Genomic DNA, 26,374 nt, shown 5'->3' with positions numbered 1-26,374 from the left:
CAAAGGTATAGACGAGAAATAAGATGACTGAACAAGTACAAGATGAAAACAAACTGATTGCCGAGCGTCGTGCCAAGCTAGAAAGCATTCGCCCGAACTGCAGCGCTAATGCTCACCCTAATACTTTCCGTCGCACCCACAAAGCGGCTGAGTTGCAGGAAAAATACGGTCAAAACACTAAGGAAGAACTCGAAGCCTTAGGTTTTAAAACCAGCATCGCTGGCCGTATCATGGCAAAACGTGGCCCATTCCTGGTGATCCAAGACGTGTCTGGTCGTATCCAAGCTTACGCTGAAAAGGGCGTTCAAGCGGATCTGAAAGACCGTTACCAAGGTCTGGATATCGGTGACATCATCGGCGTAACCGGTCAGTTGCACTTGTCTGGTAAAGGCGATCTGTACGTGAACATGGAAGAGTACCAACTGCTGACTAAAGCACTGCGTCCTCTGCCAGAAAAATTCCACGGCTTAACCGACCAAGAAACCCGTTATCGCCAACGTTATGTGGACTTAATCGTTAACGAAGAATCTCGTCAAGCCTTCGTCATGCGTTCAAAAGTGGTTGCGGCTATCCGTAACTTCATGATCAAAAAAGAGTTCATGGAAGTTGAAACCCCTATGATGCACGTGATCCCAGGCGGCGCTTCAGCCCGTCCATTTATCACTCACCACAATGCGCTGGACATGCCAATGTACCTGCGTATCGCGCCAGAGTTATACCTCAAGCGTTTAGTGGTCGGTGGTTTTGAGCGTGTATTCGAAATCAACCGTAACTTCCGTAACGAAGGTCTGTCGCCACGCCATAACCCAGAATTCACTATGATGGAATTCTATATGGCCTATGCTGACTACAAAGATCTGATGGACTTAACCGAAGAGCTGTTAAGCTCTATCGCGATTGAGTTATTAGGTAGCGCGCAAATGCCATACGGCGAGCACACTGTTGATTTCGGTGGCCCATACGCTCGTCTGAGCATGTTAGAAGCGATTCAGAAGTACAATCCTGACAACGCGACTATTCAAGCCATGACCTACGAGCAAGTGAAAGATCTTGAATTCATGCGTGAACTGGCGATCAGCCTAGGCATCAAGATCGAGAAGTTCTGGACCTGTGGTCAGCTATTAGAAGAAATCTTCGGTGAAACTGCTGAATGGCAGTTAATGCAACCGACTTTCATCACTGGCTACCCAGCGGACATTTCGCCACTGGCACGTCGTAACGATGACAATCACTTCATCACCGACCGTTTTGAATTCTTCATCGGTGGCCGTGAAGTGGCTAACGGTTTCAGCGAGTTAAACGATGCTGAAGACCAAGACAGCCGCTTTAAAGCGCAGGTTGACGCGAAAGACGCCGGTGACGACGAAGCCATGTTCTACGATGCCGACTACATCACTGCACTGGAACACGGTTTACCACCAACAGCGGGTCAAGGTATCGGTATCGACCGTTTAGTGATGCTATTCACTAACACTCACACTATCCGTGACGTGATCCTGTTCCCAGCGATGCGCCCACAGGCCTAAGCCTGATTGGAGTTGTTGATTAAACACCAACCCCAGCATTTAGCGAACAATAAAAAACCAGCCATTAGGCTGGTTTTTTATTGGCCAAAGAATAATGACTATTTCGCCAGTTTACATTCTTGAACGTTTTTCATGCCTTCGGTATCAGAAACCGCTTTTAATCCTGCTCCACCAACAAAGACACCCATCTTGATATATTGCTCGAAGAAGTAATTTTTACCTCCTTCGGTTTTTACCGTTAAATTGTTTTCGCTGAATTCAGATTCAGTCGACAACATTTGTTCACCCGGCTCAACTTCCTTAAAGAAATAAACTTTGTTAGCCGACTCTCCAATGAGATCACCGTTAATATAGATATTTTTCTTTAGTGCCTGTCCAACAAAGCTATTACGGTAAACATAAATACCACTTTTATTGTCTGCTGGTTTTTGGAATGTTTTTAATTTTGCATCTTCTTCTTTTGAGGCCATTGGTACTGTTGCGCAGCCAGAAAGGAATAGGCAAGCAGCCAATATTGGCGTAAGCAGTTTTTTTAACATCATCAATCCCTAATTTTGAAATAATAAAAACCAGTGGTGTCCACTGTAGACATCAACTCGTTATCAGGAATAGTGTTGCGTAGGGAGAAAAAAACATCATCCTGACACGAGTAAAGGTTACCGCATACGGTTAATTGCCAGCCTGAAAATGTTTTTAAATCAGTAGGCTAAATGTACTGTTCCTGATGTGGCGAAATATAACTTAAGTTGTATCAATGGGCCATTGGTTTGTAGCTTAAATTGATGGAATGTGTATTTTTGTGAGCTTGGTGAGAGGAGCTTTAGTTGGGGGAATCTTCTACTGGTTTCTATTTGAGCTATCGAGTCGTCCATACCAATATCACATCTTGGTCAATTCAATATGAAATGGTATGGACAACTTCTTTAGTGATGATTTATTGATAGGCGCCGCTGGCATAATGTAGCTCATAGCTATGGCTATATATTTCGAGGATATTGCCAAAGGGATCTTCCATATAAATCATGCGATAGGGTTTCTCGCCCGGATAATAATATCTCGGTTCCTTCATACGTTTCTTACCGCCAGCGGCGACAATTTTTTCGGCAAGTTCTTCAAGGTTGGGATCTTGCACGCAGAAATGGAATACGCCGGTTTTCCAATATTCAAAGTTGTTCTCAGGGTTCACTTGATTCGCAAATTGGAATAGCTCGACGCCAATTCTGTCGCCCGTCGATAAATGAGCAATTTTAAAAGAACCCCAATTAGGACCAAATACATCGGTGCACATCTCACCGATAGCCGAGTTGTCTTCAATAATTTCAGTTGGCGGCATGATCAGATACCAGCCGAGTACCTCAGTGTAAAACTTAACCGCTGCTTCGAGATCGGGGACCGAAATACCAATATGCGAAAAGGTGCGTGGATAAGGTGTATTCATATTAACTCCTAGTGCGAATGTTATGTGCCCAAATGCCGAATCATCACAGCTTCAGTGGCGATGGAGTCAGTTTATGGTGTTCGATTAACAATTAAAAATTATCAAATTTTCTTATTTTGATAATTTTTGTTTATTATTGATGGCGAAATGATCGATAGAGAGTGCATATGCTGAATCAACAATGGCTGCAGACCTTCGTGACCCTGATCGAGGTCGGGCACTTTACTCTGACGGCTAAAAAGCTGTTTATGACTCAACCAGGCGTTAGCCAACATATTAAAAAGTTGGAAGAACAAGTGGGTGTGTCCCTGATACTGCGACAGGGCAAGCGTTTTGAGTTGACAGAAGCGGGCAGCATTCTCTATCAACATGCCCGTGAGTATCGACAAGCCGAAACTGAGCTGTTAGCGCGATTGCAAACAGACGAACCCTATATTGGTGAGTGCCGTTTGGGCTGCTCGGGGGCGATAGCAAGTTTGCTCTATCCGCATTTTCTAGAGAGACAAATTCAGTATCCCAGTTTGAATGTGATGCTAGAGGCGGCGCCGAACCAACGCATAGTGTCGGGCATTTTAAATAACCAGCTCGATGTGGGCATAGTCACTAAGCGCACAGATGACGCTGAACTCAGTTATCAAGCCATAGGCTATGCGGAGTTAGCCTTAGTGCTGCCAAGCCAGTATCAAAGTATGCCGTTAGACAAAGAACGCCTTGAACATATTGGTTTTATTGATCATCCCGATGGACAATATTATCTGCAGCAAGTCCTCAGGACCAATTTTGGCGACGCTGAAGCGACACTCAATGCCTGTGGGAGTCAGCGACACGCGAGTGGCATTGCCCAGCAGATCCCACGCAGGGGTTATGTTAATCAGCTCAATCAAATCTTACTGCCAGTCGCTAAAGGCATTGGTTTTACTGTGCTTCCTTTGAGTACGGTCAACGCCTTTATACCTAGGGAGAGTCTATGGGCGGTAGAACTTGAGCAAAAAGTGCAGGAGTCGCTGTATTTAGTGCATAAAAACACTCGGCCTTTGCCTTCTCGATTTGAGGCATTTATTGAGCTGGCGATTCGTCTGATAGCTAACGAGTAACAACTAAAAAGTCTCTCCTAATCGCAGTTGTTTAGATGGTCATACTGAAAGTGACATTGTTTTTAGTGTTGATAATTGCTGATTGAATTTTTATTGGTATTAAGTACTTAATTAACGAAATTTTTAGTGAATGAAAATTCAGAAAATTTCTGCAAATTTAGGCTAAAAAGTGCTGATATTACTGATAAAAGTCGATGGTGATTCTATTCCTTTTTCCACAGACCTCTTATACTTAGCTTCAACCTTGTGCGTAGCACATTCGACTTATTTAACGACTCAGTGAAATCTACATGAAGATCCCTTCTCTGCTTGGTAGTTTTATCTTGGTATGCAGCAGTTTAACTGTTGCCGCGACAGCGCATTCTGCCGATTCGGCCTCTGTCACTACAAAAAGCACCGCCACGGCGAAAAAAGCCCCTGTAAAACAGCAGGAAGTGGCCGCCAATAGTGCGCTGGTGGTGGATCTAAAAACCAATGAAATTCTCTATTCCAGTAATCCCGATGCCGTAAGGCCGATTGCTTCTGTGACTAAGCTGATGACCGCCATGGTAACCTTAGACGCTAAGTTGCCTATGGATGAAAAGCTTGCCATCAATATCAACGACACTAAGGAAATGCGCGGTGTGTATTCTCGAGTGCGTATCGGCAGTGAAATCAGCCGTAAAGATATGTTATTGCTGACATTAATGTCATCAGAAAACCGTGCAGCGGCGAGTCTTGCCCACCATTATCCCGGTGGTCATAAGGCTTTTATTAAGGCGATGAATGCTAAGGCAAAAGCCCTAGGCATGAAGAATACTCGCTATGTGGAGCCGACTGGGCTGTCAGAGAAAAACGTTTCGAGTGCCCGCGATCTAGTGGTGTTGCTCAAGGCCAGCGAAGGTTATCCGATGTTAGGTCAGTTAAGCTCGACCGAAAAGAAAACCGTCACCTTTGGCAAGCCAAAGTACAGCCTCGACTTTAGAAACACTAACCGTTTAGTTTATAAAGATAACTGGAATATTCACCTCACTAAAACTGGCTTTACCAATGAGGCTGGCCATTGTTTAGTGATGCGTACCGAAATGGCGAAACGCCAAGTGGCCTTTGTGGTGCTTGATGCCTATGGTAAATACACCCATATGGCGGATGCCAACCGTTTACGTAACTGGTTAGAAACTGGCAAAGTGACTCCGATCCCTGCCGAAGCTAAGCAGTATAAAAAGCAGCGTAGCCAGCAGCAGTTTGCCAAAGTCAGCGAGACCTAAGCAGGCGTTAGTTGCTTATCCACTCAACAAAAAGGCCAGAATCGTTCTGGCCTTTTTGTTGGTATGGCCTAGCACTTTTGTTGTAGAGGATTGATTGGCTTAACTAAAAAACAAGCAATCATCCCGCTAAGGGGGCGTTGTGTGGTGATACGCCGTATTATTGGCGGGATTTTTCTCTCAAGGATGATATGCGTGTGGCGTTAATCTTAAAAAAACTCCAGTTGATCTATGTGCCCTTTATACTGCTCTGCCTGCTATTTGTCTCAGGCTACAGCTTGCTCCATTGGTTGTTGATTATCGAGTTCCAACTGCTGAGGATTGACGAATCGATTATCAATTTCTGGCTGCCGCTGTTATTGCCTTGGCCCTTGCTGTTTTTCTATTTAAGGCCGAGGCTCAAGTTATTCCGCTTTACCAAGAGTAATAGCCGTTTTATCTATTTTGTGATTGCCGTGCTGTTGCTGGCCGTGCCCACTATCGTGGCACAGGAATACCTCAATAGCGCAACGGGCAAGTTGACTCAACTCGAGTCCATCAATGCACTATTGCACCAGCCGCAGACCAAGTATTACCAATTAAATCAGTTTTATATCGATAAAAAACACATAGGCGTGCAGCGTAATATTGAGCCCATAGGTAAGGGCAACAGTGAGCTGCGCATGAGCCTGTATATTGCGATGCCGATTTTCGCTAAACGTAATGAGAGTTGGCGGGTCGGTGCTAAGGCCTTGGCATGGTATGGCAAAGTTTATGAGAAAACGATCAGCAATCGACTCGAACAGCATGAGAAAGAATCGCTATTTCAGGAGTTTATTCATCAGAGTCAGCAGGAGTTTAATGGCTTAAACCCGGATGACTTTGTCTATCTGGACCGTATAGGCCCGTCAAGCCGCTACACTCAGCTACTCACCGCAGCCCAAAAAAGCTCAGTCTACTTCGAGGGTTATCAAACTGTCTTGATGCCTGTGAATCAGCCCTTCGAGGCGCGCAATGGCCATAAACTGGCATGGATTATCGGTTGGTTAAGCTTTGGGGTCATTCTGTGGTTGTTGATGAGTCTGATGCTAAAACTGGATGAGACGCAGGCGTCTAAGCCCATGGCTGCACAGCTGAGTATGGAAAAACCTAAGGCAGAGCTCTATGGCTTTTTGGCCGAATTTAAACCTCGGCAGGGCTTTGTTATCACACCTATCTTGCTCTATATCAACACCTTGATATTTGTATTGATGGCCTTTGTCAGCCAGCACGTTATCGCCTTACCAAACAGTGTGTTACTCGATTGGGGGGCAAATCTTCGTCAGTTGGTGCTTGAGCAGCAAGTCTGGCGTTTAATCAGCAATGTGTTTTTGCACGGCGGCCTGATGCATTTAGTCTTTAACTTATACGGGTTGTTTTTTGCGGGGATGTTTTTGGAGCCACTGCTGGGCAAATGGCGTTTACTCTGGGTTTATTTGTGCTGTGGCTTAGTGGCGAGCATGGCCAGCATTGGCTGGTATGAGGCGACGATCAGCATAGGTGCCTCGGGCGCCATCATGGGGCTATTTGGGGTGTTGATCATCTGGATATGGTTGGGTTTATTGCCCTTGGCGGACAATATGCCGCTCGCCCTGAATCTAACCCTATTCGTTACTGCAAGTCTTGTGATGGGACTCTTTGGCGGCGTGGATAATGCCGCGCACCTTGGCGGTTTTGGTTGTGGACTGCTGCTTGGGAGCTTGCTACGCCCAAACAAGGTGTAACATCAGGTCAATAAAAAGCCGAGGAAAATCCTCGGCTAATGGGGTTTACTATTGAATGTAAGCGGTATTTAGGCGTGCTCAAACATCAGGAAGAGGTACACGATAAACAGCACTATATGGGTCGCCCCATGGAGTGCATTGGTTCGACCGCTGCTAAAACTGACTTTGCAGACCATTAAACTGGTGGCCAATAGCACCATATCCGCCGCAGATAGGCCTAGGTGGACTTCTTGGTCGATAAGAGATCCAATAATCAACACCGCGGGTACGGTAAGCGCAATAGTGGCGAGTACTGAACCAAAATAGAGGTTCATCGCCCGCTGCAGTTGATTGTTGAGTGCAGCCTTAAAGCCACCCACGGCCTCTGGCGATAAGATCAAACAGGCGACAATAAAGCCACCCAGTGCTGGCGGCGCCCCGAGAGAGGCCACGCTGTAATTAATTGGCATCGCAAGGGTTTTGGCGAGCAGAATCACCACCAGCAAATAACCAATCAACAGCACTGTGTGGTAGATATTGCTGCGCAGTATGCCGTGATGCTCTTCGTGGTCCTCGTGGTCGGCATCGACAAAGAAGTGGCTATGGCTCTTGGTTTGGATCACTAGAAAGATGCCATAGAGCAAAATCGAGATGATGATCAGCATCCAAGACATGGGCTTGGACATGCTGCCAATGGTGCCGCCCTCGGTAAAGTTAGGTAACACTAAACAGAGTAGGGCGAGGGGAATAATCGCCACTAAATAGGATTTCACCCCATCCAAATTAAAGTGCTGGGTATGATAGCGCCAACCGCCAAGCAGCAGCGTGAAGCCAACTAAGCCGTTGATAATTAACATTACCACGGCAAACATGGTATCCCTTGCCATCACGGGATTTGGCTCGCCCGTTAACATCACCGAAGAAATCATCACGACTTCGAGCGAAATCACCGACAGGGTTAAAATTAAGGTGCCATAGGGGTCACCGAGCTTGATGGCAAGCGCGTCCGAATGACGCACCACGGAGAAAATCGCCCAAGTCACTACTCCGAGCAGGGCGAGTGAAACGGGAATATAGGTTGAAAGTGCTGTGCCATCGGCCAGCAAGCTATCGCCACCCGTTTTAAAGAATACTAAAGTGAGTATTCCGAGCAGCAGGGCAAATTCGTCTTTGATAAATGTCTTCATAGGCAGTTGATCCAAAGCGGAAAAAGGCCGTTAGTATAGACATTGGTTATGGCACACTTTGCATGAATAATCCTTTAGATTTGGGGTTAGGCATAAATTTTTGAGCGAGATCGCTTTTTTATTCCAAACCCCAGTTCTTGATTAATACCTTTGACTTAGCCGATGTTGCGAGCAGATTTAGGCAAGCCGCATGCTGGCTAAGTCAATGTCTTAGCCATGGTGCTCGGTATTGATCAATTTGCCGAGCTGATCGTAATTATTCCAATCCCCCGCTTGGCGATCGGCAATATAGCTACCCTCACTGCGTTTTTCGCCATTGGGCCAAAATTGTTGCCACAAACCTTCTTTACGATCCCGCAAAAAGCTCCCCTGTTCGGCGAGTTTGCCATTGGTGTGGTAATAGCTGGCATCGCCTTCCTTCTGGCCTTTTAACCAAGTTTCAGCCAGTTTAGGCTTACCATTTTGGTGGTATTCCCTGCGCTCGCCGTCGAGCTCGCCTTTAGTGTATTGGGCTTCGAGTTTGAGCTGGCCGTTGCTGTAATACTCTTTGCTGCTGCCCTGTTGTTGATTATCTAAAAACTCGCTGCTGGCGGCTAAAATGCCATCCTCATACCAGCTTTCCCACAGTCCCGTTTGCTTGCCTTTATCCATAGTGCCGCTGAGTTTGAGCTGGCCATTGTTAGGATAATATTCGGCATAGGTGCCTGTTTTATCGTTGTTATCAAAGGTTTCTAAGCGATAAACCACTTGCTTAAAGCTGTAGTACTCGCTGGTGCCATGGCGTTTATTGTCCTTCCAATGGGTTTTCTGGCTGATATTGCCCTCGGGGATTGCACCGTAGGTTGGATCTTTGGCTTCGTAGCGGTAATCAATCCAGAGACCGGTTTTTTGATTATCTTCATATTGACCTGTTACGCGGCGGCGACCTTGATAATATTCGGCATAGTCGCCATTGAGTTTGCCGTTAATAAAGCTCTGTTCTTTCTGTTTTTGCCCCTGTTGATATTGGATCCACAGTCCTTCTTTAACGCCGTTTTGATAATCTCCTTCCTCATTGAGATCGCCATTGTAGTACCAGCGACTAAAGTGGCCATCGAGGGGATAGCTATTGCTGTTATCTGGTTTTGTGCGGGCGTAGTGGGCGAGTTCTCTGGGCTTGCCATTGTCGTAAAAGGATTCGTACTTACCAACCCAAGCGCCTTCGATGCGCTCACCGCGTTCATTCACAGAGCCATCTTCATAGTAGGATTCGGAGCGGCCAGTGAGTTTGCCATCGACATACACATCTAAGCTGCGTAGTTGGCCATTGGTGTGGTAACGGCGAAATTCTCCGTCCCTTTGACCAAGCTTCCACACCTCTGCGGTTTGCAGTTTACCGCCGTTATAACGCTCAAATAATCCATCCTTTAAGCCCATGTTGTAGCTGCTTTTTTCGATAAGATTACCGTCCGCACCATAACGCTCAGATGGGCCATGCAAGGGGTATTGACCATTATCGGCCAGTTGCGAGTCCTGATAGGTTCGCAGCTCTTTAAGTTGGCCGTTGGAATGGAAATACTTTTGCGTGCCAGCGAGCATATCCTGCTTGTAGTTCAAATCGCTGGTCAGTACGCCCTCGAGGTTAAAATACTGCTGACGCCCCTCTAGCACATCGTTGAGGTATTGCTCCTCCACTTGGAGTTTGCCCAGCTCATTAAATTGCTGACACTTACCATGGCGCTGTCCCGCCTGATAGTGGCACAGGCTTGCAAGTTCGCCACTGGGATAAAAGGTGCGTTCTTCACCCTCGAGTTTATCGAGATTAAATTGGCTGACACTGGCCTTAGTGCCATCGTCGAAAAAGGTTTCCCATAAACCTTGGCGGCGACCGTCGGCATCAAAACGCCCATTAACGACCACTTGGCCCTCGGTATTCTGCTCGAGATAGGGGCCAGATAGTTGGTTATTGGCGTAGGTTTGGCTTTGGGAGAGGGTGCCATTTTCATAAAAGCTTTCCCATTTACCGTGGCGAAGGTTATCGAGGTAGCTTTCCTGCGCCTGTAATTTGCCACTCGGGAAGAAACGTTTGACCTGGGACTTTTGGCCATTTTTATAGAGGGTGCTTTGGCTGACATGGCCCGTGGCGCTAAATTCCTTCCATTCGCCAACCGGAACTCCTTTGGCAAATTGCTGCTCCTCGGTTAGGGCACCATCTAAGTCGAACAGTCGCCAGGTGCCATCTTGGTAACCCTGTTGATAGTTACCTTCGACGATTCGGCTGTTATTACTATGAAAAACCTGCCATTTCCCATTCGGTATCCCCTGCGAAAATTGCCCTAAGGTATAACCTTGGTTATCGCGGACAATGGCAATATCACCATTTAAGGGCATGCCCGTGGCGAGATTGTAATAGCTGGGAATGCCGTCCTGCTGGCGAATTTCGACCATCATGGAGGAGAGGTTTTGCGCCGCCTGTGCATGGACGCCGACTAGGCTAGTTGCGGCAATGGCGAGGCTAATAAGGCGAAATGGCGTGTTGTACATGCTGATCCTTTGCTCTGGGTCTTAGGGCCGCACAATGGCGGCCAGTATAAGAATCCTAACGTTTATAATACGTTAATGCTGTGCACTTTGGCTGAGTGCACAGCGAGTTAGTGTACGCGAATGGCGTTAAGCTAAACAGCTTACAGCCACAGGCTTGAGTTAATAAAAAGGAAACACGCTATCTTCAACGGGTAAGACGGGCGGCGGTGTTTCCTGATTTAAAAATTGGCCGTGATTGTAATGATTAATCACCTGTATCGAGCCATTATTCTCAAACTGGTATTGCTTACCATGCAAGTTACCTTGGTCGTCATAGTTGGCTATTTCGAGCACATAATCCTCGGGGGTACGCAATTCCCAGTGGCCGACTTGCTTACCCTTGTCGAAGCGACCATGCCAAGAGCGTCTTTCAGGATTCGGCCTTGGGCGATATTGGAATTCATTATCGGTGAATACCCAATCGCCTTGGCGCAGGTCATTACGATATTCGCCTTTTTCATACACTTGGCCATTACTGGCGTAACGCTGGACTAAACCATCGGGCTTGCCATGTTTAAAGTGCATAGATTCAAGCAACTGGCCTGAGTTGGCCTTGTTGAGGTATTCACCGTGGAGCTCGCCATTATCATCATGGCTATAGGTGAGGGTGGCGTCATCTTGATATTTCTTCCAAGTGCCTGCTTGTTTGTCCTTGGCATACTGGCCTTGCTCTACCAGCTGACTTTTGCCTGTGGCTGGCTCTATTTTTACCGTCTCATAGGCGCCTTCACGCTTACCCGCCTGATAATATTCACGGGTGAGGGTAATGACATCGTTGTAGTCGAAGGATTTGATCTGTAAGCCATTCAATTGCTTATCGAGTCGCTCCTGGCGTTCGATTAACAAGCCTTTTTTAAAGGTTTCAGAGAGCGACCCGTTTTTGAGTTTGTCCTCTTCGTGAGTCTCAATCAATTGGCCATCGCGATAGTGCTGCTGTTTGCGATAAACCCAGCGATTACCTTGGTATTTGCTGTCGGTAGTGCGTTTAATCTCGCCCTTGTCATCGTATTCGATAGCCTGGATGACATCGCCCTTATCGTTGGTGACTTCCTTTAAATTGAGCTGGCCATTTTCAAAATAAGTGAGCTGCTCACCGACCTTAAAATTCTGTTGATATTGAAAGTGCTGCTCTACCTTGCCATTGTCAAAATAGCTAAAGTAGTCGCCGTGTTTTTTATCCTTAAACCACTCTTGGGTGGAGATGACTTGGCCATTCAGCCCCCAAGTGGTCTCTGTGCCTTGCAGAAGGCCATCAACCTTATGCTCCTCACGGTTGAGTTTGCCTAGATTAAAATATTGGCTGACACAGGTGGGGTCATGGCAGATTTTGGCGGTGACTTCACCTTCGGGACTAAAATTTTCGCTGATACCGACGGCTTGGCCATCTTTATAGGTGGTTTTGTTGCGGATATTGCCGCCATTCCAATAACCCGTTTCTTGGCCTTGTTTTACACCATTTTCATAGTGCGACTCAGTATATAACTGGCCCGTGGCAATGTACTTTTTGATTAGGCCATCGAGCTGACCTTGCCCGTTGCGAAAGCCCTGTTCATAGGGGTTTCCATCTTCGAAGTAACATTGATAAGGCCCGCGAAATTGCTCGCTAGTGAGTGCCTTACCGATATTTTTATCGGCGATGGCCGTTGAGCAGAAAAGCCTATTCTTTTCTTTGTAGTAAACCTCGACCTTATAGTAGCTATCAGTCAGATCAACGGGTTGCTCAAAATAGTACAGCGCTTTTTTCTCATCTTTGATGACATTCCAATGGGCATCGAGTAATACCTTCTCTGCATTGGCATGGGTACTGATGAGGGCGAGTGCTCCTAGGAGCAGTTTTACAGTAAATGGACGCATAACCGCTCCTTAAGGCAAAGGTTTAAAGGTGAATTCATAGGGAATATCGACGGAATCTTGGGAGATAGTCATATAACTCACCTTAGCGGCGGCGCCTGTAACACCTAAATAGCGGCCATCTAACAGCACCTCATCAATCCTATACTCAGTCTCTTCGGGCAAACGAATCGTTAGTGGCTTGCCTTGAGCATTCTCGACTCTGATGTAATTGGGCAAATCTTTACTCGGCTCCTTGCCATAACCCGTATCGGTCAGCCAGGTTTGCAAATCGATTAACCAAGGGCGCTCGGTGACTGATTGCGGCAAGGTTTGCCAGTGGATATCGCCCTTGCAGTGGATAGTGCCTTGAATGCGCTTATCGTAGAAGTACTGGCGCACGCGGTCGGGTGTCATCAAATGGTAAGCCGCGCCTTCGGGCCCATTGGGCACAAACTGCCAAGTTACCGCCTGTGTGCCTTCATTAAAACCTTGTGCTATTTCGGGCTTACAGGCCGTCGCTAATGCGGCAGACATGGGGATATATAAGTTGTGACCATTTTCAGTCGCCGTTTTTATATCCTTCACCGCACTGATTTCAGGCTTGGACAAGGCTAGCTTATCCGAGAAGGAGTCGCCCATACTGACGCTGCCAAACTCGCTCAGGGGATTGGCTAGATTTTGGTTGTACTCAGCTTCGGGAACAAAACGGATCTGCTTGCTTTGGCTGAGTTCTGGCTGGGGTTGACTCGTCACTAACACTAGGGTTTTAGGGATCTCGTCTAACTTAAGCAGCAGTGCGCTGGTCGTCTGTTGATGGCTCTCATCGGCACCAGTCAACTCCGCGAGCAGTTCTTTATCGGTCAGGGTGAGCCACTCGGGATATTTCGACTCGGCGCGGGCATGGGCCATTTTGCCTGTTAACTGCTGAAGGCTGAGGTGGATCTTGTGGCTGTCGCTCTGCTTGATGACCACTTTAAAGAGCTTAGCGTTGGCATCTAGGGGCTGAATCGTGATGCTGGCATCGCCAAAGGTATAGGGCGCTGCGAGCAGTTCATCCCAGGATTTTTCGATGATGTTATTCGCCTCGGGGACTAAGGTGAGCTTAGCGCTGATATAGCTCATCCGCTTGAGTTTATCGGCGGTGTTATCCCAACCCGTGGCGATAATATTGGTCGACGACTCAATGTTGCGGCTGAAATTAACCGCCGCCCCCGTGCTGTGTTGCCAGAAGTTTAGATCTAACGCTTTTCCGCTCTCATCAAAGGCGGTGATATCCTCATAGCGCATATTGCCGACCACATATTGCGGGCTCATGGCATGCACAAAGCGCAGTTGGATCTCCTCGGGAGTATCGCTGCCCCAGTCGCCAATATTATCAATAATCCCTTGGTGATCAGCTAATAAGGATTGGATAAATGCCTTGTCGGTAGGCTTATATTCCCGCGGTACATCGCTGATGGGATAAAGCTCCTTTTGCTTATCATCGATATCCCGCTCGGCATCGTAGTTGTCATCGGCATACCAAAGCAGGCTCATCACATCGGGGCGATCCTTAGGCGCCATAACGATGCGCTGGACAAAGGTTCTACCCCGCTGTTCATCCTGTTTAAATAGCGCCATGCTCTCCAACCAACCGGTTTTACGGTTAAGCTGGAACTTGCCGTAGACCTTAAGGTTACTGTTTTCGCCCTGTTGCTGTTTGTTCTGTAACACCGCCAGCAATCTATCGTCGCTCACTTGCTCAACCGTCCAGATTAACCGCTCATCCATGGGGGCGCTGGTGCTATAACCCACGCGGGGCTCAAGCTGCACGGGCAGGGTAGGCGATTGCTCAAATAGGGACTTAAGGCTCGTCCAGCGGTTAAATAGCTCGGCGATATCCTTCTGATTTATCTGGGTAACGGGCATGAGCCGATTGTTGTCACCATTTTTCAGCTCGAGATTAAAGCCCGCTTGAATGATGGAGGTGAGCTCTTTGCCACTGTTTTTTGGATCGATATTGCTGATGGGGATAGGCAGGGCGTGATCGCTTAATTGCATCAGGCTCGGCTGAACGAAGAAGTGGGCATCATTGGTCAATGGGGTGGCTAAGCTGGTCGCTTTACCCTGAGCATCCTGCAACTGGTAATTCAGTAGCACGCGCCCCTGCATGTTCTTTTGGGTTTCGATACCGTCATTGATGCTGAGGGTCGAAATCACCTGATATTCGCGTGCGCTGGGGATGCCCCCCGATTTATTGGAGCCTGCGCTATCGCACGCCGTTAACCCAACCGTGAGCGTGAGAGTGGTACAAATTACTCTGCATATCCCTATAGCCATCTGAACTCCATTGGCAACTTATGTTATTGAAATGTAAATCTATTAATCCGAAAATTGGCGACATTATACACAAAAAAGCCCCTAGGAAATAAAAAGCACATGCCAATCTGGGGGAAAGATCAGTCGTAAGTTTGCATGATGAATATCGGCCTAAGGCGAGAAAGCCGATTGCCCTAATCAGGCTTCATCCTTTACTCTTGTTAACGCCGCTAGATAACTCACAAGCTAGGGAAGACAAACCTGTGGTAGCTTGTTCAATGGAGAAAGAACGATGAGCCCACAACCCAAGTCCAACAATAACGCGCCAGCTGCCCAGCCTATCCCGCAGGAGGCCTTCGATTGGTACGATGAATATGCCCACGGCATCATCGACCGCCGCGAGTTTATGGCTCGCCTCGCAGGCCTTGTGGCACTGGGGTTTACCATGACAACGCTCACTGGCGCACTCATGCCCAACTACGCCTTAGCCGAACAAATCTCCTTTAACGATCCCAGTATTCAAGCCAGTTATGTGAAGTTTCCCTCCCCTGAGGGCTATGGCGAAGGTCGCGGTTATTTAGTGATGCCAACTTCTATGCTGATTCCCGGCAAAGAGGCGGGCGATCCTAAGACTTTGGATCCCACCAAAAAAGCCGCTGTTGTATTAGTGGTGCATGAAAACCGTGGCCTGAATCCTTATATCGAAGATGTGGCACGCCGCTTAGCGGCCAAAGGCTATATCGCCTTTGCCCCCGATGCGCTTTACAGCCTCGGCGGCTATCCCGGCAATGACGATGCTGGCCGCGCCATGCAAGCCAGCCTCGACAGAGCCAAAATCGAGCAGGACTTTATCGCCGCAGCCCGCTTTCTCAAGGCGCATCCCCAGTGTAATGGCAAACTCGGCGCCGTCGGTTTCTGCTTTGGCGGCTACATAGTCAATATGCTCGCCGCCAGCATTCCCGATGAGCTAGCTGCGGGCGTGCCTTTTTATGGCACCCCAGCAGCGACAGAGCTACGCAGCCGAGTCAAAGGCCCGCTAATGTTGCAATTTGCCGCTTTAGATCAACGGATTAACGACACTTGGGCCGAGTACGAAACCCAATTAAAGGCTAACAAGGCCGAGTATATTGCCTACCTCTATCCCAATGTGAATCATGGTTTTCATAACGATTCCACCGCCCGTTATGATGAGCCAACCGCCGAGCTCGCATGGGCAAGAACCTTGGATTTTTTTGGGAAGTACCTACAAGGTTAGGGATTGCCGAACGGCAATTGAGAAACGTTTTATTTGCGGTCTATCGACCGAGGTAAACCAAAGTCGTGGGTCTTCAACCCACACCCGATGATATTGCTGGTTCGCTTTGTGGAGCGAATTAGCAATGTTATTGCTGTAAAGTGATGGTGCGACTCATTGCCTGCCGCAGGCTTTTGCATTCTCTTACATTAGTTACACCAGTGACACGCCGTGCATACGTCCCTGTAAGCTCTACTAAAACATCCATGTTTTAGAAGGTCACTGGTGCAACAGTGCCACTTCTGGCATTCCCATTGGCAGTGGAGTTGTGGGTTTGCTCATAAATGCTACGCGCCAAAATTAGGTATCACTTAACTACTTAATTTGTAATGTGAAAGTGGTAGACAGATATTAAACAGAACGTTATCTTAGGTTTTTAACAAGGATGAAACTTAATCGTGACCTCGGTTAAGTTCACTTGCATCAGGAAGATGTATCTTTATCTCGCAAGAAACGCCTCCTGAACAATCCTTCACCTATCATCGTTGGCTAATGACTGTTAGCCAAGTGCGGTAGCTATGGAAAGCTTTGTCCGTTCAATGTTGGGAATTCGATGTTTGTAGCCTCGTTTATGAAGCGAATCAAAATAATGAGTTCCAGTAACTGCCTGATGTAGAAGACAGCACATCACTTTTACAAATCTAATTGCTTTTAGCTGGGGAATTTAATGTCTAATGCCTTAAATACATTTAAACGAGCAATCAATGATGCAAGAGCTTTGATCGAATGCTACGACGAACTAAATGTAAAACAGGAATCACAAGCATTGGGGGCATTAAAAAGAGCCGCTTTGATCATGACTATGACGGCTTGGGAAACCTATGTAGAAGATGTTGCTACAGAACTTTTCAACAACAAGTTTGGTGCACTAAAAGGGTGTCAAATTGGAAACTTTATGGAGCAGCAGTTTTCTACCCGCTTGAAAATGTTTCATAACCCAGACTCTGCTAAAACAAAGCAAATTTTTGAAGAGTTTTTCGGGATTGATGTTACAGAGCATTGGAAATGGTCGAATTATATCCCTAAACAAGCGAGAGAAACTCTAAATGCTTGGCTTAAAAAGCGTGGAGATGCGGTTCATCGTGCACAGGTCGAAATAGGAGCCCCTCAGATTATTAAGCGCGATGAAGTGGATAAATGTATTCGATTTATAACCGAGTTAGTGACTGCTACAGATAAAGCATTGGGTTCAGTTTAGTTAGGGTAGTGTGAGCAGCGATGAAACTAGTACTCCAGATTACCTTAGGGATTTTGCTAGCGAGCTTGGTTACTTTGTTAGTTCGAATTGGCTATCTAAGCTACGTCGAATATCGGGTTAAGCAAGAAATAAATGAAATCGCGTTACAGCAGCAACAGCGAGAAAAAGCTCGTCTACAAGCTGTAAAAGAACGTCAGCTTGCTGAATACCAAAAGCAACAAATTGCAATGCAACAGGCTGCGGAACAACGACGTATAGCACAACAAAACGAAGCCGCCCGCATACGTAAAGCCGAAGCATGGCGCAAATATTATATCGTCCCCGAAGACTGCAAAAACTATAAGTCAGATGAGCATATGGTCAACTGCCTAAACCATAAAGCCGACGCTAAAGCAGAATTTGATAAGGCGTATGATTCAGAAGTGTTAGTACTACCGTAATGAATTGATTTTATGTGAAAAATAAAGCCTTCACATTTTAAAGTCATAAAGATACGGTAGTTTATCTCTAGTGTGTAAATATTAACTGTTAAGGAAATTATATGGCTGAGTTAGGGGTTGCAGAATTCTCGATGATTGCCGTAACAACTGGGAATCCTAAAAAAACAAAAATTCGTAAGATTGTTAATCGAGAACCTTATGCATTTTACAAGGATTACTATTTGAATTTACGAACGGCTATTAAGTCATTGTTTACACAGAAAAGACATATTTCATACTTGTTCGACATTTCAAGGAAACAGTCAAATCCAACAAAGAAAATAAAGTTTGAGAGAATTTCAAATGTCTTTAAAAATTGGCAGTCAGGGAAAAACATTACTGCAGACACTCCATTAAAGGCGTCATACTTATATTCTAATACTGAAATCAATTGTAATCCTGAGCTTAATGTTGTTCTTAATGGTCAACCTAGACTTGTTAAGTTGCATTTCAATGAGGCCGAGAAAATGACTAGGGAGAGAGCAAATATAATCTGCGTACTTATGCAAGAGGCAATCAATGATCCAAGATACGAATATAGTGTTCTTGATTTGACAACAGGTAATGAGTTTATGTTTGATGGGGATTACGATAAAACAATTTCTCGTATATATAATGAAATCACTTCTCTTGAAGTTGAATGGGCTAAATTTGCTTGATAATTAAATTTTTGCTCAGGAATTATATTAATTTTGTTGAGAATGTTGTGCTGAATATTCGCCATGAAAGTGTAAAAATAAACACTGTATATGCATAGCTTTTTGAATGTGAAAGTTAACTCTAATGCTACAGAAGTTCACCTATCCCCTGCGAAGTTGCCGCGGGGCTTTGGAATAAATTGCGTGAGTCTCGGCATGGATGCCGAGCTAGCTTTCGGGGTACAGGATGTACCATCGGAAGCGATAGCAATTTATCCATAAGACCAAGGCTAGTCTCTAATGCATGTAACTTCGCTAGGGGCGGCAAGGGGAGATGCAAGAGGGGGATTGCTGTTGATCCCCTTCTTGCCCTGGTGTGGAATGGAATTCCACGACCTTTTCGGTCGCAAGACCGATCTTAGATCTCAAACCGCGTTAGCGTAAGTCCGATCCTGATTATTCAGGGTCATAATCCAACACTGGCGCTAGCCACTTCTCCGTTTCACTTACTGTCATCCCCTTACGCTTAGCGTAATCCTCCACCTGATCGCGGCCAATATTGGTCACGCCGAAGTAGCGGGATTTCGGGTGGGCAAAGTACCAGCCGGATACCGCGGCGGTGGGGAACATGGCGTAGCTTTCGGTAATGTTTAAGTCGATGGTTTCATTCGGCTTTAACAGTTCCCACAACAGGCCTTTTTCGGTGTGATCCGGGCAGGCGGGGTAACCCGGTGCGGGACGGATCCCTTTGTATTTCTCGCGAATTAAGGCTTCGTTATCGAGCTGCTCATCGGCGGCATAACCCCAGAATTCCTTACGTACGCGCTCGTGCATCCGCTCGGCAAAGGCTTCGGCCAGACGGTCGGCTAAGCATTTGAGCATAATGGCGTTGTAGTCATCGTGGTTGGCCTCAAAGCGGGCAATATGCTCGTCGATACCATGGCCAGCGGTGACCGCAAAGCCGCCCATATAGTCGGCAACGCCACTGTCCTTTGGCGCCACAAAGTCGGCCAGACAGAAGTTATCGTTGCCCACACGCTCAAGCTGCATCCGCAGGTGATGGGTGGTCATTTCGACTTCGGTGCGAGTCTCGTCGGTATAGAGCTCAATATCATCGAAGCCGACGGTATTGGCGGGGAATAGCCCAATCACGCCCTTGGCGGTGAGCCATTTTTCGTCGATGATTTTTTTAAGCATCGCCTGACCATCGGCGAACAGCTTTTGCGCCTCAACGCCCACCACTTTGTCGGTTAAGATCTCGGGGTAATGGCCGTGCAGCTCCCAGGCGCGGAAGAAGGGCGTCCAGTCGATACGGTCGACTAAGTCGGTTAATGGATAGTCTTCAAACACTTGGCGACCCAGCACATTGGGTTTGAACGGGGTGTAGTTTGCCCAGTCGTGCTGACAGCGGTTTTCGCGGGCAGCCTCTAGCGAGACGATTTCCTTACGCTTGGTTTGCGATAAACGCTTAATGCGCATCTCTTCGTATTCGGCGTAGGTCTCATCAATAGTCGCTTGGCGAGTTTCGTTGCTGACTAGCTTGCTGACCATAGGCACGGCGCGCGAGGCGTCGGCAATGTAAATCGCGCCATGGGGATAATGGGGCGCAATCTTCACCGCAGTATGGATTTTAGAGCAAGTGGCGCCGCCGATAATCGCCGGAATGGTAAGGCCTTCACGGTGGAAGGTTTTCACATTATGCACCATCTCATCGAGGCTTGGTGTGATAAGCCCGGACATGCCGATAATATCGATATTGTGCTCTTTTACGGCCTCGAGAATGCGTTCCACCGATACCATCACGCCTAAGTCGAACACCTCAAAACCGTTACAGGCGAGCACCACGCCGACAATATTCTTGCCGATATCGTGCACATCGCCCTTAACCGTGACCATCAAAATTCTGCCGTTAGATTGGCCTTCGACCTTCTCTTGCTCGATAAAGGGGTTGAGGTAGGCCACGGCCTTTTTCATCACCCGCGCCGACTTCACCACCTGTGGCAGGAACATTTTACCCGAGCCAAACAGGTCACCGACGATATTCATACCATCCATCAGTGGGCCTTCGATCACATCAAGTGGTCGTGAGGCAAGCTGGCGCGCCGCTTCGGTATCTTCGTCGATAAATTCGGTGATGCCTTTGACCAGCGCATGGGCGAGACGTTGATTCACCGGCCATGAGCGCCATTCTAAGTCTTCCTTCTTGGCGGCACTTGAGCCATCGCCACGGAATTTTTCAGCAATCTCAAGCAATTGCTCGGTATTGTTTGAGCCTTCAACTGGGCAAGGCAGGTTGAGCACGACGTTCTCGACCTTATCCTTAAGCTCGGGGTCGATATCATCGTAAATCGCTAACTGACCCGCGTTAACGATACCCATGTCCATGCCGACTTTAATCGCGTGGTACAGGAATACCGCGTGGATCGCCTCACGCACTGGGTTGTTACCGCGGAAGGAGAAGGACACGTTCGACACCCCGCCGGAAATCATCGCGTGGGGCAGGGTGGCCTTAATCTCTTTAATGGCTTCAATAAAATCGACGGCATAGTTATCGTGCTCATCGATACCCGTGGCGATGGCGAAGATATTCGGGTCGAAGATAATGTCTTCGGGTGGAAAGCCGACCTTATCGACCAGCACGCGGTAGGCGCGGGTACAGATCTCGACTTTGCGCGCCTTAGTGTCGGCCTGACCTTGCTCGTCGAACGCCATAATAATCGCCGCGGCGCCGTAGCGTTTCACTAGGGTTGCCTGCTCGATAAACTTTTCTTCGCCTTCCTTCAAGGAGATAGAGTTAACAATGCCCTTGCCTTGAATACATTTGAGGCCTGCTTCAATTACCTCCCACTTAGAGGAGTCGATCATAATCGGCACCCGGCTGATATCCGGCTCAGAGGCGATAAGATTTAAGAACTTATGCATCACCTCCACGCCATCGAGCATGCCTTCGTCCATGTTGATGTCGATGATCTGCGCGCCGCTTTCTACCTGTTCACGGGCAACATCGAGCGCCTGCTCGAACTTACCTTCTTTGATCAGTTTTAAAAACTTGGCCGAGCCAGTCACGTTGGTACGTTCGCCCACGTTCACAAACAGGGTTTGGGCGTCGATAGTGAGCGGTTCCAAACCCGAGAGACGGCAGGCGACGGGGATCTCGGGCAGTACCCGTGGTGCAAACGGTTCTACGGCTTCGCGAATAACCTTAATATGCTCGGGCGTGCTACCACAGCAGCCGCCGATAATGTTGAGCATGCCTTCGCGGGCCCATTCTTGAATAACGCTCGCCATATCCTCTGGGGTTTCATCGTAACCGCCAAACTCGTTTGGCAGGCCCGCGTTAGGGTGCGCCGAGACATAACATTCGGCGATGCGCGACAGTTCTTCAACGTAGGGGCGCAGCTCTTTAGGGCCGAGGGCGCAGTTAAGGCCGATGGATAAGGGCTTGATATGGCGAAGGGAGTTATAAAAGGCTTCGGTGGTTTGTCCGGTAAGGGTTCGGCCTGAGGCATCGGTAATGGTGCCTGAGATCATCACCGGTAAACGCGCGGGCGAATTTGCCCCAAAGAGTTCATCGAACACTGTTTCTATGGCAAATAAGGCGGCCTTAGCGTTTAAGGTATCGAAGATGGTCTCGACCATAATGATATCGGCGCCGCCCTCAATTAAGGCGCGGGTCGATTCGCAGTAAGCGGTCACTAACTCATCGAAGTGGATATTGCGATATCCTGGATCGTTAACATCGGGACTGATAGAGCAGGTACGGTTAGTGGGCCCTAACACACCGGCGACATAACGTGGTTTCCCCGTGGCTTGCTCGATTTCATCACAGGCCTCGCGGGCGAGGCGCGCACCTTCGCGGTTAATTTCGGCGGACAGCGACTGCATGTCGTAGTCGGCCATGGCGATAGTGGTGGCGTTGAAGGTGTTGGTTTCAATAATATCGGCACCGGCTAATAGGTAGTCGATGTGAATTTGTTTGATAATGTGTGGCTGCGTGAGCACTAAAAGATCGTTATTGCCCTTAACGTCGGTATGCCAATCCTTGAAGCGCTCGCCACGGTAATCCTCTTCCTCAAGCTTGTAGCCTTGGATCATAGTGCCCATGGCGCCGTCTAAAATCAGAATGCGCTTTGACAACTGGTTGCGAATGTCTGCCAGTGTTTGGCTGGCTCGATGGAGAGATATCGCCATAAATGATTACCTTTACTACAGCTAAGTTGAGTCCAAAGTACGCAATCGGGTGACAAATTGCATTTTATTATTGAATGTCGTTCGTTATATTTTGGACATTTATACGTATAGACGTCCATAATACGCGACATCGGATTGTCAGGGCAAGGCTAAAGTTGGTATAGCATAGGCGAGATAAGGCAGATAAAAACGCTAAAAGGAAAGATCAGATGAAGCAGCTCAGGTTATTACTGTTACGCCATGGAGAATGCGAGGGCGGGGCGATTTTGCGAGGCCGAGTCGATGTGCCACTGAGCGAAAAGGGCTGGCGGCAGATGTCGGCGGCGGTGGCGGCGCAGGCGACTGTGTGCCACGGCATTTATAGCTCGACCTCGAGGCGCTGCGCCGAGTTTGCCAAGGCCTTTGCGGCTGAGCTGCATTCGAGTGCGTCTGTAGGCATAAGTTTAGATGCGCCCGCGCCGTCGATGCTCAAGGTCAACCTGCTGGAGGAGTTACAGGAAATAGCCTTCGGCGATTGGGATGGCTGCCTGCTCGATGACTTATATCAACGCGACGGCGAGCGGATGGCGGCCTATTGGCAGAATCCCTGGGAGGTGACGCCGCCTAATGGTGAAGCCATGGCAAGTTTCGAAGCTCGTATCGATGGCGCGATAGCACAAATCCTTGATAAAGAGTTTGCCCTGCTGGCGATGGATGATGAACAAGCCCATGGGGAGTTTAATGCCAGTGCACCTGCAGCCAATATCTGGGTGGTGACCCACGGCGGGGTTATTCGCCACTTGATGTCAAGGGCGCTGGGGGCGGTGAAAACCTTAGGTTTTTACAGTCAGCTCGCCTTACCCGTGGCGGCGGTGGTAACCATTAATGTGCTCGAGGATGAGCAAGGTAAAAGATACTGGCGTTTAGACTGGCCATCGGGCCACTGTGAGTAGCTTGCAAGCATCAGTCATCGGATGATGAAAATTTTCTGATTTAAACAGCATTGCCTAATGGGCAAGATATAGGATAATGCTTTTCCCTGACATTTGAGCCAGATAACGAACCCAGTACGTTAAGCCCAAAGGTCGCAGAAATAGGTGTTGGGAATTTTGTGCGATTGAGTGCTATTGCTTAAAGGCAACAGTGCTTAAGCGCGCCGGATAACCCAAACATAATAGGGAATCGGGGAGCTGCCCGTCAGTAGCCCGAACTGTACCCGCAACTGTGAGTAGTCGAAGCGTTTTGTGTCTTCCCTACGAGTCAGGATACCTGCCTATTTCTGTTTTCGCTGCGTGCAGCCTTAGTTCTCGAGCGGGTAACTCGAGGGAGCAGAAGATGACATTAATGAGTTTCGCCCTGTTAACCCAAGTGGCTGCAGGCACAGATAACACCAATCAATATTCATGTGGGAGCAATCGTTAGTGATGCACTCCACATCGAGCCTTGCGCCCTTAGCGCCCGCTGCGACTTCCGCCAATATGGCACTTAAGGTCAGCCAACTGAGCTGGGCGATTGAGGGAAAAACCATCCTCTCGGAGATAAGCTTTGCCTTGCCGCAGGGGGAAATGCTCGGGCTGATAGGCCCCAACGGCGCGGGTAAATCCAGTTTGCTGCGCTGTTTATACCGCTTTATTCGCCCTGCCAAAGGTCATATCAGTTTGTTTTCGCAGGATATTAGCGAGCTGTCGCCCAAGGCGTTTGCCTGTAAAGTGGCGGTGGTGCAGCAGGATACGCCGCAATACTTCGACATGACCACAGAGCAATTGGTTGCCATGGGACTCACGCCGCATAAGGGGATGTTTGATACCAACTCCAGCGGCGATGGTGAAAAAATCGCTAAGGCGCTGGAAAAGGTCGGTCTGAGTCATAAAGTGCATCAACAATACGATCGTTTATCCGGCGGCGAGAAGCAACGCGCCCTGATCGCCCGCGCCATAGTGCAGCAGCCGCAATTGTTGATTTTAGATGAGCCGACAAACCACCTCGATATCCGCTATCAAATTCAAATCTTAGAGCTAGTGCGAAGCCTTGGGATCAGCGTAATCGCCTCGATTCACGACTTGAATTTAGCCAGCGCCCTGTGCGACCACTTATTGCTGCTGGACAAGGGGCAGGTGAGTGCCATGGGCACACCAGCTCAGGTTCTAACCGAGGAACGTATCGCCGAAGTCTTTGGAGTATGCGCCCAAGTGACGCCCCATCCACAGCATGGTAACCCCTTGATTAATTACTTTTATGGTTATCAAAAGCCCAAGAGCGATGCAGCGGGCGCGGCGAGTGACTCCCACGCAGCTTCGGCTCAAGAGCTACCTCCTGTGGCCTGCGCCTGCCATAACCCTAGCGCGCCAAACGAGGTCTTACAAAGAGCTGCATTGCAAAATGAGAGCGTCGAGAACACGCCATGATAGACACACTTAAACTGGTGACCATGAATTTTTTTAGCCACATTTTTACGCCGCTCACGCGTCAGCAATGGCTCATCTTAGGCTTGGCGGGTTTTGCCCTGCTTACCCCCATCGCCGCCGCGAGTTTTGGTGCGGCCAATATTAGCTTCTTAGATGTGCTGCAGGTGTTTATCAATAAACTCAGTCACTTGTTTATGGCCGATGAGGCCGTGAGCACCAGCAGCATGACAGAGCGGATTGTGATGGAGCTGCGACTGCCACGGATTATACTCGCCTTTGTGGCGGGGGCGGGGCTGTCCTTGGCGGGCAGCGTGCTGCAAACCGTGACCCGCAATCCCCTTGCCGATCCTTATCTATTCGGCATTAGCTCTGGCGCCTCCTTTGGCGCCGTGGTCATGCTGACGCTATTCACAGGTTCTGGCCTGTTTGGCAATGCGGGCACTATCGCCAATTCGGGGATTTTTAGCGGTTCAGGGACTTTTGCTGGGCTCTTGTGGTTTAGCTTACCCTTCGGCGCCTTTATTGGTGCCAGTCTGTCGGTGCTAATCGTGCTGGCGTTAGCTGGATTAGGCCTTAAGAGTCAGGTAGAACGCATGTTGCTCTCTGGGGTGGCGACCTCCTTTATGTTTAGCGCCTTAACCAGTTTATTGCTGTACTTTGCCAGCCCGCAGGCTACCGCATCGGTGTTATTTTGGAGCCTTGGCAGTTTTGCTAAGGCCAGTTGGTCGCTGCTGGTGCTGCCGTCTTTAGTGGTGCTACTAAGCTTTTTTATTATCCTCGGTTGGAAACGCCAAATTATGGCCCTGCAAGCGGGGGATGAAACGGCCCACACCTTAGGGGTGAATGTGCCTAAGCTGCGCCTCAATATGTTGCTGCTCTGCTCGCTTATCACCGCGATTTTAGTGGCGACCTGTGGCGGCATTGGCTTTGTCGGCTTGATGATCCCGCACACAGTTCGTTTGTTATTCCCCGGTCGTCAGCCCATCTTACTGACGGCGCTGGTGGGCGGCCTGTTTATGGTGTGGATTGATGTACTCGCCCGATGTTTGCTTGGTAATCAAGAATTACCCGTGGGGATTATTACCGCTGCGATCGGTAGCTTCTTCTTTTTGCTGATTTTGCGTCGGCGCAAGCTATCGAATTAGCATGGGTCTTATGGATTGCCGAAATTTAGTACTAAGTGCGTATGGCAAATTGCAGCAGGATGCTTCGTAGTTGTTGTTCTAGAATGTGTTAGCGAACGTACTCGCAAATGAGTTATTAGCAGCGGATCTATCATTGGATCCG

The 26,374-nt window shown here is 48.3% G+C and carries 18 protein-coding genes and 1 riboswitch; of the genes, 11 read left to right on the top strand and 7 right to left on the bottom strand.

What is annotated here, in order from left to right; translation table 11 throughout:
* Positions 1-23 precede the first annotated feature (23 nt).
* Positions 24-1,526: a lysine--tRNA ligase gene (lysS, locus tag K0H59_RS16680; protein ID WP_011621622.1), complete on the top strand. Its 1,503-nt coding sequence runs from the start codon at positions 24-26 to the stop codon at positions 1,524-1,526.
* Between the two features lie 98 nt (positions 1,527-1,624).
* Here lysS and K0H59_RS16675 read toward each other — a convergent pair whose 3' ends face one another.
* Positions 1,625-2,065 carry a DUF2846 domain-containing protein gene (locus K0H59_RS16675; protein WP_041412771.1) on the bottom strand — a complete coding sequence of 147 codons (441 nt, stop codon included), beginning with the start codon at positions 2,063-2,065 and terminating at the stop codon, positions 1,625-1,627.
* 395 nt (positions 2,066-2,460) lie between these two features.
* Complete coding sequence (locus K0H59_RS16670; RefSeq protein ID WP_099456919.1) at positions 2,461-2,964, bottom strand: lactoylglutathione lyase family protein; 504 nt, start codon at positions 2,962-2,964, stop codon at positions 2,461-2,463.
* 167 nt (positions 2,965-3,131) lie between these two features.
* Here K0H59_RS16670 and K0H59_RS16665 point away from each other — a divergent pair, with 167 nt between their 5' ends.
* The 3 genes from K0H59_RS16665 to K0H59_RS16655 all read left to right on the top strand — a co-directional run bounded on the left by K0H59_RS16665 (position 3,132) and on the right by K0H59_RS16655 (position 7,044).
* Positions 3,132-4,058, top strand: a complete 927-nt coding sequence (locus K0H59_RS16665) for a LysR family transcriptional regulator (protein WP_220053755.1) — start codon at positions 3,132-3,134, stop codon at positions 4,056-4,058.
* Between the two features lie 290 nt (positions 4,059-4,348).
* Positions 4,349-5,305: a D-alanyl-D-alanine endopeptidase gene (pbpG, locus tag K0H59_RS16660; RefSeq protein ID WP_011718099.1), complete on the top strand. Its 957-nt coding sequence runs from the start codon at positions 4,349-4,351 to the stop codon at positions 5,303-5,305.
* 188 nt (positions 5,306-5,493) lie between these two features.
* The gene (locus K0H59_RS16655; protein ID WP_220053754.1) at positions 5,494-7,044 is read left to right on the top strand and encodes a rhomboid family intramembrane serine protease; all 1,551 of its coding nucleotides are present in this window, start codon (positions 5,494-5,496) and stop codon (positions 7,042-7,044) included.
* Positions 7,045-7,112: 68 nt separating this feature from the next.
* Here K0H59_RS16655 and K0H59_RS16650 read toward each other — a convergent pair whose 3' ends face one another.
* From K0H59_RS16650 to K0H59_RS16635, 4 genes are all read right to left on the bottom strand, one after another.
* Entirely contained in the window at positions 7,113-8,210 is a 1,098-nt protein-coding gene (locus K0H59_RS16650) for a calcium:proton antiporter (RefSeq protein ID WP_220053753.1), read from the bottom strand.
* A gap of 210 nt (positions 8,211-8,420) precedes the next feature.
* Positions 8,421-10,733, bottom strand: coding sequence for a toxin-antitoxin system YwqK family antitoxin (locus tag K0H59_RS16645; protein ID WP_220053752.1), 2,313 nt, complete (start codon positions 10,731-10,733; stop codon positions 8,421-8,423).
* Positions 10,734-10,892: 159 nt separating this feature from the next.
* Positions 10,893-12,626 (bottom strand): toxin-antitoxin system YwqK family antitoxin, encoded by a 1,734-nt coding sequence (locus K0H59_RS16640; RefSeq protein WP_220053751.1) that lies wholly within the window; start codon positions 12,624-12,626, stop codon positions 10,893-10,895.
* 9 nt (positions 12,627-12,635) lie between these two features.
* Positions 12,636-14,924 (bottom strand): hypothetical protein, encoded by a 2,289-nt coding sequence (locus tag K0H59_RS16635; protein ID WP_220053750.1) that lies wholly within the window; start codon positions 14,922-14,924, stop codon positions 12,636-12,638.
* Between the two features lie 271 nt (positions 14,925-15,195).
* On the opposite strand from K0H59_RS16635, the gene K0H59_RS16630 reads away from it, so the two are divergent.
* The 4 genes from K0H59_RS16630 to K0H59_RS16615 all read left to right on the top strand — a co-directional run bounded on the left by K0H59_RS16630 (position 15,196) and on the right by K0H59_RS16615 (position 18,533).
* On the top strand, positions 15,196-16,158 hold the full coding sequence (locus tag K0H59_RS16630) for a dienelactone hydrolase family protein (protein WP_220053749.1): 963 nt from the start codon (positions 15,196-15,198) through the stop codon (positions 16,156-16,158).
* 706 nt (positions 16,159-16,864) lie between these two features.
* Complete coding sequence (locus K0H59_RS16625; RefSeq protein WP_220053748.1) at positions 16,865-17,395, top strand: HEPN domain-containing protein; 531 nt, start codon at positions 16,865-16,867, stop codon at positions 17,393-17,395.
* A gap of 20 nt (positions 17,396-17,415) precedes the next feature.
* Positions 17,416-17,835, top strand: a complete 420-nt coding sequence (locus K0H59_RS16620) for a hypothetical protein (RefSeq protein WP_220053747.1) — start codon at positions 17,416-17,418, stop codon at positions 17,833-17,835.
* Between the two features lie 101 nt (positions 17,836-17,936).
* Positions 17,937-18,533 carry a hypothetical protein gene (locus K0H59_RS16615; protein WP_220053746.1) on the top strand — a complete coding sequence of 199 codons (597 nt, stop codon included), beginning with the start codon at positions 17,937-17,939 and terminating at the stop codon, positions 18,531-18,533.
* 435 nt (positions 18,534-18,968) lie between these two features.
* On the opposite strand, the gene metH is transcribed toward K0H59_RS16615, so the two are convergent.
* Entirely contained in the window at positions 18,969-22,703 is a 3,735-nt protein-coding gene (gene metH / locus K0H59_RS16610; protein WP_220053745.1) for a methionine synthase, read from the bottom strand.
* A gap of 209 nt (positions 22,704-22,912) precedes the next feature.
* Between metH and K0H59_RS16605 the strand changes: the two genes are divergently transcribed.
* The 3 genes from K0H59_RS16605 to K0H59_RS16595 all read left to right on the top strand — a co-directional run bounded on the left by K0H59_RS16605 (position 22,913) and on the right by K0H59_RS16595 (position 26,232).
* A complete protein-coding gene (locus tag K0H59_RS16605) occupies positions 22,913-23,635 on the top strand; it encodes a histidine phosphatase family protein (RefSeq protein WP_220053744.1) in 723 nt (240 codons plus the stop codon).
* 179 nt (positions 23,636-23,814) lie between these two features.
* Positions 23,815-23,974: riboswitch (cobalamin riboswitch) on the top strand.
* Positions 23,975-24,106: 132 nt separating this feature from the next.
* Complete coding sequence (locus K0H59_RS16600; RefSeq protein ID WP_220055622.1) at positions 24,107-25,087, top strand: ABC transporter ATP-binding protein; 981 nt, start codon at positions 24,107-24,109, stop codon at positions 25,085-25,087.
* Positions 25,084-26,232: an iron ABC transporter permease gene (locus K0H59_RS16595; RefSeq protein WP_126511807.1), complete on the top strand. Its 1,149-nt coding sequence runs from the start codon at positions 25,084-25,086 to the stop codon at positions 26,230-26,232. Before K0H59_RS16600 ends, K0H59_RS16595 begins: the two co-directional genes overlap by 4 nt.
* Positions 26,233-26,374: the final 142 nt, after the last annotated feature.

The sequence above is a fragment of the Shewanella sp. FJAT-51649 genome, from assembly GCF_019457435.1.
GTDB lineage: Bacteria > Pseudomonadota > Gammaproteobacteria > Enterobacterales > Shewanellaceae > Shewanella > Shewanella mangrovisoli.
The sequence above is the reverse complement of the archived record's forward strand: the minus strand, read 5'-3'. Positions and strand labels throughout refer to the sequence as shown.

What these genes read in the sequence shown, in the direction of transcription:
- K0H59_RS16630 (WP_220053749.1), top strand. Translation starts at nt 15,196, where the DNA reads ATGAGCCCACAACCCAAGTCCAACAATAACGCGCCAGCTGCCCAGCCT.
- K0H59_RS16675 (WP_041412771.1), bottom strand. Translation starts at nt 2,065, where the DNA reads ATGTTAAAAAAACTGCTTACGCCAATATTGGCTGCTTGCCTATTCCTT.
- K0H59_RS16645 (WP_220053752.1), bottom strand. Translation starts at nt 10,733, where the DNA reads ATGTACAACACGCCATTTCGCCTTATTAGCCTCGCCATTGCCGCAACT.
- K0H59_RS16665 (WP_220053755.1), top strand. Translation starts at nt 3,132, where the DNA reads ATGCTGAATCAACAATGGCTGCAGACCTTCGTGACCCTGATCGAGGTC.
- K0H59_RS16650 (WP_220053753.1), bottom strand. Translation starts at nt 8,210, where the DNA reads ATGAAGACATTTATCAAAGACGAATTTGCCCTGCTGCTCGGAATACTC.
- K0H59_RS16615 (WP_220053746.1), top strand. Translation starts at nt 17,937, where the DNA reads ATGGCTGAGTTAGGGGTTGCAGAATTCTCGATGATTGCCGTAACAACT.
- K0H59_RS16620 (WP_220053747.1), top strand. Translation starts at nt 17,416, where the DNA reads ATGAAACTAGTACTCCAGATTACCTTAGGGATTTTGCTAGCGAGCTTG.
- K0H59_RS16635 (WP_220053750.1), bottom strand. Translation starts at nt 14,924, where the DNA reads ATGGCTATAGGGATATGCAGAGTAATTTGTACCACTCTCACGCTCACG.
- metH (WP_220053745.1), bottom strand. Translation starts at nt 22,703, where the DNA reads ATGGCGATATCTCTCCATCGAGCCAGCCAAACACTGGCAGACATTCGC.
- K0H59_RS16640 (WP_220053751.1), bottom strand. Translation starts at nt 12,626, where the DNA reads ATGCGTCCATTTACTGTAAAACTGCTCCTAGGAGCACTCGCCCTCATC.
- K0H59_RS16670 (WP_099456919.1), bottom strand. Translation starts at nt 2,964, where the DNA reads ATGAATACACCTTATCCACGCACCTTTTCGCATATTGGTATTTCGGTC.
- K0H59_RS16600 (WP_220055622.1), top strand. Translation starts at nt 24,107, where the DNA reads ATGCACTCCACATCGAGCCTTGCGCCCTTAGCGCCCGCTGCGACTTCC.
- K0H59_RS16625 (WP_220053748.1), top strand. Translation starts at nt 16,865, where the DNA reads ATGTCTAATGCCTTAAATACATTTAAACGAGCAATCAATGATGCAAGA.
- K0H59_RS16655 (WP_220053754.1), top strand. Translation starts at nt 5,494, where the DNA reads ATGCGTGTGGCGTTAATCTTAAAAAAACTCCAGTTGATCTATGTGCCC.
- K0H59_RS16605 (WP_220053744.1), top strand. Translation starts at nt 22,913, where the DNA reads ATGAAGCAGCTCAGGTTATTACTGTTACGCCATGGAGAATGCGAGGGC.
- pbpG (WP_011718099.1), top strand. Translation starts at nt 4,349, where the DNA reads ATGAAGATCCCTTCTCTGCTTGGTAGTTTTATCTTGGTATGCAGCAGT.
- K0H59_RS16595 (WP_126511807.1), top strand. Translation starts at nt 25,084, where the DNA reads ATGATAGACACACTTAAACTGGTGACCATGAATTTTTTTAGCCACATT.
- lysS (WP_011621622.1), top strand. Translation starts at nt 24, where the DNA reads ATGACTGAACAAGTACAAGATGAAAACAAACTGATTGCCGAGCGTCGT.